At 52.0% G+C, this 8,350-nt stretch carries 8 protein-coding genes and 2 pseudogenes; 7 read left to right on the top strand and 3 right to left on the bottom strand.

Going from position 1 to position 8,350, the window contains the following annotated elements; genetic code table 11:
* The 3 genes and pseudogenes from eno to BP822_RS03730 all read left to right on the top strand — a co-directional run.
* A pseudogene (gene eno, locus BP822_RS03720) lies at positions 1-237 on the top strand (phosphopyruvate hydratase); the annotation flags it as partial.
* Positions 238-365: 128 nt separating this feature from the next.
* The gene (locus tag BP822_RS03725; RefSeq protein ID WP_013718121.1) at positions 366-686 is read left to right on the top strand and encodes a DUF5611 family protein; all 321 of its coding nucleotides are present in this window, start codon (positions 366-368) and stop codon (positions 684-686) included.
* Between the two features lie 81 nt (positions 687-767).
* Positions 768-2,003, top strand: coding sequence for a proteasome-activating nucleotidase (locus tag BP822_RS03730; RefSeq protein ID WP_013718120.1), 1,236 nt, complete (start codon positions 768-770; stop codon positions 2,001-2,003).
* Between the two features lie 169 nt (positions 2,004-2,172).
* On the opposite strand, the gene thsA is transcribed toward BP822_RS03730, so the two are convergent.
* Positions 2,173-3,828 (bottom strand): thermosome subunit alpha, encoded by a 1,656-nt coding sequence (gene thsA, locus BP822_RS03735; protein WP_013718119.1) that lies wholly within the window; start codon positions 3,826-3,828, stop codon positions 2,173-2,175.
* 407 nt (positions 3,829-4,235) lie between these two features.
* Between thsA and BP822_RS03740 the strand changes: the two genes are divergently transcribed.
* Entirely contained in the window at positions 4,236-5,297 is a 1,062-nt protein-coding gene (locus BP822_RS03740; RefSeq protein WP_013718118.1) for an Lrp/AsnC family transcriptional regulator, read from the top strand.
* On the opposite strand, the gene BP822_RS03745 is transcribed toward BP822_RS03740, so the two are convergent.
* Positions 5,249-5,533 (bottom strand): hypothetical protein, encoded by a 285-nt coding sequence (locus tag BP822_RS03745; RefSeq protein WP_052297499.1) that lies wholly within the window; start codon positions 5,531-5,533, stop codon positions 5,249-5,251. The two genes, BP822_RS03740 and BP822_RS03745, sit on opposite strands and share 49 nt — an antisense overlap.
* Between BP822_RS03745 and BP822_RS03750 the strand changes: the two genes are divergently transcribed.
* From BP822_RS03750 to BP822_RS03760, 3 genes are all read left to right on the top strand, one after another.
* Positions 5,510-6,136 carry a D-aminoacyl-tRNA deacylase gene (locus BP822_RS03750; protein WP_013718117.1) on the top strand — a complete coding sequence of 209 codons (627 nt, stop codon included), beginning with the start codon at positions 5,510-5,512 and terminating at the stop codon, positions 6,134-6,136. The two genes, BP822_RS03745 and BP822_RS03750, sit on opposite strands and share 24 nt — an antisense overlap.
* A gap of 251 nt (positions 6,137-6,387) precedes the next feature.
* The gene (locus tag BP822_RS03755) at positions 6,388-7,263 is read left to right on the top strand and encodes a MarR family transcriptional regulator (RefSeq protein WP_157863599.1); all 876 of its coding nucleotides are present in this window, start codon (positions 6,388-6,390) and stop codon (positions 7,261-7,263) included.
* Positions 7,264-7,284: 21 nt separating this feature from the next.
* Positions 7,285-8,094, top strand: coding sequence for a geranylgeranylglycerol-phosphate geranylgeranyltransferase (locus BP822_RS03760; protein WP_013718115.1), 810 nt, complete (start codon positions 7,285-7,287; stop codon positions 8,092-8,094).
* Positions 8,095-8,136: 42 nt separating this feature from the next.
* On the opposite strand, the pseudogene BP822_RS03765 reads toward BP822_RS03760, so the two are convergent.
* Positions 8,137-8,350, bottom strand: a pseudogene (locus BP822_RS03765) (acylphosphatase); the annotation flags it as partial.

Below are 8,350 nucleotides of genomic sequence, written 5' to 3' on the forward strand. Positions count from 1 at the left end.
ACGGTATCCGAGGCCTTTGACGCTGCTCGGATGTCCTTCCGCTCTGGATGGAAGGTCATGGCATCCCATCGCTCTGCAGAGACCGAGGACTCCGCTCTGGCAGATGTGGCAGTGGCCTTAGGCTGCGAGCTGCTGAAGACTGGCGCTCCTGCCCGTTCCGAGAGGACGGCCAAGTACAACCAGCTCCTAAGAATCCAGGAAGATCTGGGCGAGGCAGCAAGATACGCTTGCATCTAAATATGGATGCATCAGTGAGAACATCACCCGCTTTTCCTCCTGAGATGGGAGGATGAGCGCTCTTTTTTAAGGGGCATTGGGCAAAACGGCTCGAAACATTATTACTCGATCAGAATTCACCTTCTCACATGGATTACTCATTCAAGCGCGGATTCAAGCCCGACATGGAGAGAATCAGAAAGGTTCTGGAAGAGGAGTTCCCCGCAGAGATAAAAGAGTTGGACGGAATGCTCTCGCTCTCCTTTGGCGCCCTGAAAAGCATCCAGGTATCGATCAATAATAAGAAGCTCAATGTCACCACTGAATCGTATTCGGACGCAAAAGACGATCAGATCCTGGACACCAACAAGCGCTTCCGAAATTTTTTGGAAAAAGCGACCGGATATACTGCAAAACAGCGGCTGCAGATGGCCAAAAAAGAGGTCTCAAAGGAAAGCAAAGGATCTTAAAAAGGCGCAGCGATTTTCAATAATCCCCTAGCCTCCTTCAGAGATGAATTTATAAGCCTTGAAAACTCAGTCCCTGATTATATGAGTGAATCAACAGCATTCTCTGGTCAAGACACAATACAGGAATCATTCCTAAAGAGGATAGCCGCTCTGGAATCAGATACAAAGAGCCTCGCAGAAGAGCTGGAAACCACCCGGATGGAGCGGGAAGAGGTAAGGGCAAAGCTCTTCGAATCCCTAATCGCCAACAAAAAGTATCTGCGTGAGGTTGAGCGGCTTAAGAAAGAGAATCTTCTTCTCAAGAGGATGCCTCTGTTCCTGGCAACTGTTGTTGAGATGGGACCGGACTATGTCCTGCTGAGACAGCACGGAAACAATCAGGAATTCATCACAACGGTTGCTCCAGAGATGATGGAACAACTCCAGCCAAACTCCCGGGTGGCAATCAACAACTCCCTGACTGTAGTTCGCATTCTTGAGCGCTCGGTTGATGTCCGCGCCAAGGTAATGGAGCTGGTTGAGCTTCCGGATGTATCCTATGATCAGGTTGGAGGCCTGGAGGCTCAGATCCAGGAGGTAAGGGAGACGGTCGAGCTTCCCCTAACCAATCCCGAGATCTTCCAGGACATAGGAATTGAACCTCCAAGAGGAGTGCTACTCTACGGTCTTCCCGGGACGGGCAAGACGATGCTTGCCAAGGCCGTGGCCCACGAATCCAAGGCCACATTCATTCACATGTCCGGATCGGAACTGGTGCATAAGTTCATCGGCGAAGGTGCACAGCTGGTTCGCGATATATTCCAGATGGCCCGGGAAAAGGCGCCAAGCATCATATTCATCGATGAGATCGATGCGGTGGGAAGCATCAGGACCCATGATGGGACCACTGGAAGCGCAGAGGTCAACAGGACCATGATGCAGCTTCTGGCGGAGATGGACGGCTTCAGAACCAGGGGAGATATCAGGATCATTGCCGCCACGAACAGGATAGATATCCTTGACCCTGCCCTGCTCAGACCGGGACGCTTCGACAGGATCATCGAGATACCCATGCCATCCCTTGTGGGCCGCCTCAAGATACTGGAGATCCATACCCGGAAGATGAGGAAGGCAGAGGATGTCAACCTGGCCGAGATCGCCACAGTTACGGATGAGGCGAGCGGCGCAGACCTTAAATCCATCGCGGTAGAGGCAGGCATGAACGCTCTGCGCAGAAATGCGACCATCGTCAGCAAAGATGACTTTGATAAAGGGATCAAAAAGGTTCTGGGAGACGAGATCGATGGATCTGAGGAATCTCTGCGCATGTTCTCGTAGGTAACCACTGAGCGGCATTTCGCCGCTTTTTTTTAAATTTTTCTGGTGCTGTCGCGAAGGGGGAGCTGCAAGCTTCCAAAGCACCTCATTCATAAAGCATGAAAAACCAGTATGCCTTAAGATTTTTTCAAGGTGACTGCAGAATAAAAAAAAGAGAGAGGTTGAGGGCTTAATCGAAGTCCCCGCCCATACCGCCCGGCATGCCTCCGGGCATTCCACCGGGCATTCCGCCAGGCATTCCGCCTTGCCCACCGGACTTGGAGGCGATGACATCATCGATCCTCAGGATCATCACCGCTGCCTCAGCGGCAGAGCTAATGGCCTGGCTCTTAACCCTCAGGGGCTCGACCACACCGATCTGCATCATATCCACCGGCTTGCCGGAATCCATGTCCAGGCCTGCGGTCATAACGCCCTTCTCATGCTGGCTGCGCAGTGCCACTAGAGTATCGATCTGATCCAGGCCCGCATTCTCGGCCAGGGTCTTGGGTATGATCTCCATGGCATTGGCAAAGGACTCTATGGCCAGTTGCTCACGGCCGCCCACAGTAGAGGCATAAGACCTGAGCCTTGAGGCAAGTTCCACCTCTGGCGCTCCGCCGCCGGCAACCAGCATTTTATCCTCAATTGCCACACCAACCACTCGGAGGGCATCCTCCATCGCTCTGTCCAGCTCGTCGACCACGTGCTCTGTCCCGCCATGAAGGATGATGGAGACGGACTTGGGATTGTTGCAGTCCTCAACAAAGGTCATCTTCTCATCGCTGACCTTTCTCTCCTCCACCAGGCCAGCCTTGCCCAGGTCATCCACTGAGATCTCATGGAGGCTGGTGACGACCCTTCCACCCGTGGCCCGAGCCAGCTTCTCCATGTCGCTCTTCTTGACCCGGCGTACAGTGTAGATTCCGGCCTTGGCGAGATAATGCTGGGCCAGGTCGTCAATCCCTTTCTGGACGAAGAGCACATTAGCCCCGGTGGCGGCGATCCTGTCGACCATGCCCTTTAGCATGCTCTCTTCCTGATCTAAGAACGACTGCAACTGGGCGGGAGAGGTTATCTGGATCTTGGCATCGACCTCAGTCTTCTCGATCTCCACCGCAGCGTTCAGCAATGCAATTTTCGCATCTGTGACCTTCTTGGGCATGCTGGGATGGAGACGATCCTTGTCTATGACCACACCCTGCACGATCTTCGAGTCGGATATGCTGCCGCCTACTTTCTTTTCTACTGTAATGTTATCGGTGTCCACCGATCCGTCCTCATCCACAACCGCCTGGACTGCTCTTACGGCAATATCGGCGAGCTTCTCCCTGGCGGCCTGAGAGCCTTTGCCGGTCATGGCAGTGATGGCGATGCTATTGAGAAGATCCTGGTCATTGGCGGTGACATTTTTGGCCAGGCTCTGGAGGATCTCCATGCATTTATCTGCCGCCGCTCTGTAGCCTGCTGCGATGACTGTGGGATGGATATCCTGCTCCAGTAGCTCCTCAGACTGCTTGAGAAGCTCTCCTGCCAGGATCACGGCAGTGGTTGTGCCGTCTCCAACCTCAGTGTCCTGGGTCTTGGCGATCTCCACCATCATCTTAGCTGCCGGATGCTCGATATCCATTTCCTTGAGGATAGTGACGCCATCATTGGTGATGACCACATCTCCCATGGTGTCCACCATCATCTTGTCCATGCCCTTGGGGCCAAGAGTGGTCCTCACTGCGCCGGCTACAGCCTTCGCCGCCATGATGTTCGATCTCTGCGCTTCTCTTCCCGCAGTCCTCTGGCTGCCTTCCCTAAGGACGAATATAGGGGTCCCGCTGAATTGTCCTGCCAATTTAATACCTCAATAAGGATTTATTATCTAGGCGTTGTTTGAGGTTCTATATAAACCATGTTATTAGTATTCTCCTCCGATCAAAGGCTGAAGTGATAAAACCATTAGGCAGACAGAAAATAATGAAAGCAAGATGCTGGACAACGCCATTAATAATAACATCATGAGCATTAGGAGTGAGCTGGAAGACACCAGATGCATTCTGTCGATTCCCATTTTTTTTAGAGGGATTCAAACCAATCATTCAGCTATGGCTCCGCGAATGGATTAAAGTGCAGACCATGAGCCTGCAGATTAAATTATGGCAAAATTAACCTGCTGATACCATGTAAAATGAAGGACGTATGTATTCTATACTCTAAGAATAAGCAATCTATAAATACTTATGAAATGTATATGATATGCGAATGCAGCTAAAATTAACATCAAAGGAGAGGTTAGTTCTTTACGGTCTTGCCAGATATCCGGGATTTAGCGATATTGATCTCGCCTCCAACATAGGCGTGGATCGATCAACCATATTCAAGAGCAAAAGGAAGTTCAGAGACTGGAAACTCATTAAGCTATTGAATGTGCCTTCCGGAGAAGCTGTGGGTGCCGAAATCCTGACCTCAGTGTTCGTCAAGTACAATCCGACTGCGCCATACGAAGTGAGGAAGGAGTCTGAGTCCCACAAGAGATGGATAAACTATCCTAACTGCGTATCCCATACTGCAACAGACACCGATTCCGTCTCAACATTTTACTCCCGGAGCCTGACGGATTTTCGGGTTAACTTCGATCCAATCATCGATGAGTACTATAGGAACGATTTCGTTGAGGATATTCATTATTATCACTATCCCTTCCAGGTTTCCGGCTACTCATCTGATGCCGCCCTGGCAGTTGACGGCCTCTTCGATCTGGAAAGAGCTGATCTTCCCAGCGGGATGATTCCTCCCCGTCCCGCACTGACTGAGGACTCACGGCTGACGGAGAAGGATAAGCTGACCCTATATGCCTTTGTGAAGTATCCCATGCTCTCCGACCTTGAGCTCTCCAGAAGGACGGGCATATCCAGGCCTACGATCTCCGGAAAGCGGACCAAGTTCTTTCAGAGCGGCCTCTTGACCCGGGAAGCCTATATCGACTGGCAGAAGATCTGCTGCGAGCTGATGTCCTTCTATCACGTACCCATCAGGCACGGCCATGACCGGGAAGATCTGGCCAAGGTCTATCAGGCCTTCCGCCGGGTTGGAGCGCCGCTCTTCACCTATATGCAGCCTGGCGAGATATTCGGGGCGTTCCTCTCCACTGGCTATCCGGAGCTCAAGAGCCGCCTGGATCAGGAGCTGCGCAACCTCTCTTCCCAGGGGCTGATCACTGAAAGGCCGATGGTGGTCATCATGCCTCTTAATGAGATAAAGTCTACCAAGATAGACTATGCGCCAATGGTAGCGGACATGCTGGGGATCGGCAGGGAGATCTGAGAATTCAGCAGCCTGGTCAGATTGCTGTAGTCTGCTCTCGGGCAGATCCGGCAAGTTTCAATATCTTTGGACGTCTGCTTGAGCTGCAGGCTTGGCAGGAGTGCAAAGGATACCGATCCAGCGGAAACTTCCGTCTCCTGGTTCATGATGATAAGCAGACCGCCCTTATTGGTCTGGACGATCGTCTGGCGGATCTGGATCTTTATCCAGATATGATCGTTCTCCCCTGCAGGCATGAGGCCAAGGCAGCATTACCCTGGTTCGGAGGGCATTTTACTGGCATTTTGGAGGTGGGAGAGGGCAAGAGCCGTCTTTCCGCTGCCGCTCCCGCAGGCTTGAGGTCATTTCTATATAATGTCTCAGCTATCGTTTCCCTGTCGATGCCGGGGTATATAGTCTCGGCTGAGGCCACTCATCATGGTCCTGTGGATGTAAGGACACCATCCTTCTTCGCTGAGATCGGCAGCACAAAGGAGCAGTGGGTAGATTTGAAGGCGGGGGAGGCGGTGGCAAGGGCGATTTTGGCCCTTGGACCGGAGGAGTTGCCCGTGTTTCTGGGATTTGGAGGAGGTCATTATGTGCAGAGGCAGACTGAGCTGATCTTCAACTCTCGTATAGCTTTTGGCCATATGTTCTCCAGCTATCAGGTTCCTGATCTGGATTTAGAGGCGGTTGAAATTGCTCGGGAAAGCTCGAATGCCACTTATGCCTATATCGACCGCAAGTCGCTGCGATCTGCAGAACGAAAGAGGCTTGAGGGAATGGTTGAAGAGATCGGACTGCCTATGCTCAAAGCGCAGGAGATTCGGGCCCGATTTTCCCCGAGCGATGCGATATAATAACATTAGATTTTCCCGCCGCCAACATTGCGATCCTTTGGCAGAAGCTGAATATCTCATAAAATATTTAAAATATTGATAGATTTTCTGCAATAAATCCCAGTATTCTATGGAATTTTCTCGGAATATGAGGTTATATCTGCTATTTTTAGACAAAATAAGGGGTAAATGCAAAAGAGTTTTATATCAAGAGAATTCATTACAGTATATCAAAAATAATTAAGTTTGGGCTCTATCTGACCAAAGGGAGTATGAAAATGGGGGAGAAGTCAGAATTTGCCGCTAAGAGCAGCATTGCTGCTCTGCAGGAGAAGGCGATGGATATCATAGCCTTGCGGCCAGAGGGAATTTATCAATCCGATCTGAGGAGGCTCCTGAAGATCGACAGCAGCAAATGCTCAAAGGTGGTAGCCAGGCTGCAGGGCTCAGAATTGATCCGCAGAGAGAGCGTTCCTGCCAGCAGCACCTACCTATTAAAGCTCTCCGGAGCGTTTGTCCCACCTCCTGCGGATGGTTCATCCAATGCTACTGCCCCATCTGCCGTCCCTGCTCATGCCGGCCCGAGGAAAAAGAAGTCTGGGCATGAGGAGAAGAGGAAGGACGCGGCAGGCAAACTCAAAGGCGGCATTTCCAGGGTTCATGCTGATACGCAGATGAAAGGCTATAACGCTGACATCACCGCTGCCAATATAGAAAGTGATCTTGAGAGGTTCATCCAGGGCAATGCCGACGGCCGGATCAAGAAGTTGATCGATCGGCAAATCGACAGGCTTATTGATAGAAGGATTTTCGGCCAGGTCAACCGCAGGATTCAATGTTCAATCGGCAAGATAGAAGACACGATCAATCGCAAGACTGATTCTTCGATGGACGGCAAGAGCTCAAGCCCAATCGAGAGCGAAAATGACGGTCCAAAGGATTTAAATGAGCTTGATCGCCCGGTCGGCAGCTATTTCGACTGCTCGATCGAGGACAACCTGGGCAGCAAGAGTGAGATGGATCTGGATATCGATGACCGGATCGATAGCAATTTTAACCACAATAGATTGCCTGGCAGCCACAGCCATATCGATAGCTACTTAACTGAGATCTATCTGCTCTATCTCACACGTGCGACCTCGTTTTAAAGGCCGCCAAAGAGGGTAGAATTGCTGGCATTCTGGGAGATCCTCCGCCCGTTCAACTGCTTGATGGCATCAGCGGCAGCCATAATCGGCCTTCTGATCGCTATGGTTCAGGATATGCACGCTGCCCTAATCATCGCTGGGGCCGTCTTCCTGATCACTGGGGCGGGAAATGTCATCAACGATTACTATGATCGCCAGATCGATGCCATAAACAGGCCTGACCGGCCCATCCCCAGCAAGCGAGTCCGGCCCCAGACGGCTTTCTACTACTCGATCGCCCTTTTCGCCGCCGGCTGCATTCTGGCGGGCCTGGCCGGTCGGATATGTCTGGCCATCGCCGCCTTCAACTCCCTGCTCCTCTTCTTCTATGCCCGAAACCTGAAGGCCACCCCAATTCTAGGAAATCTGTCCGTCTCTTATCTTACCGGCTCCACCTTCCTCTTTGGAGGGGCAGTGGCTGGATTTATGGGCATCCTGGCCAACCAGGTCCCCTTCGGCCTCTCCTTTCTGGCCAGCATGAGCCGGGAGATCGCCAAGGACATCGAGGATATGGTGGGAGACCAGCAGGGTGGAGCCCGAACCTTACCCATCCTGGCGGGCGAGCGCGCGGCGGCAGCCCTGGCCGGGCTCTTCGGAGTGGCGGGAGTGGCCCTGAGCCTCCTCGCCCCCTTTGGGAGGCTATACCTGCTGATAGTAGCGGTGGCGGATCTGCTCCTTCTGCTCTCTGTGTACAAAGTAATCCGGAAGGACGCAGCCGGCTCTCAGAAGGCGATAAAGAAAGGGATGGCTGTGGCCCTGCTGGCATTTCTGGCCGGGGCGCTCTTATCCTGATCAGATGATGATCCTATGAATTGATGCAAATCGTGGAATGATTTAGGATCTCATCCTGGCTTTGATCTCAGTCACATCGCTCTCGATCCTCTGCAGCCGCTCCTCTGTGCGGCCCTTAAGATCCGAGCGCATGCCGGAAACCTCAGAGACGATCTCCTCGCGGGCACAGTCTATCCTATCGATGATTTGATCCTGTTTCCCTGAGATATCTTTTAAGGAGGAGCCAGTCTCCCTGAAGCCTTCCGTAATTGACTTT

Source organism: Methanosaeta sp. UBA458 (assembly GCF_002496085.1).
Lineage (GTDB): Archaea > Halobacteriota > Methanosarcinia > Methanotrichales > Methanotrichaceae > Methanothrix > Methanothrix soehngenii.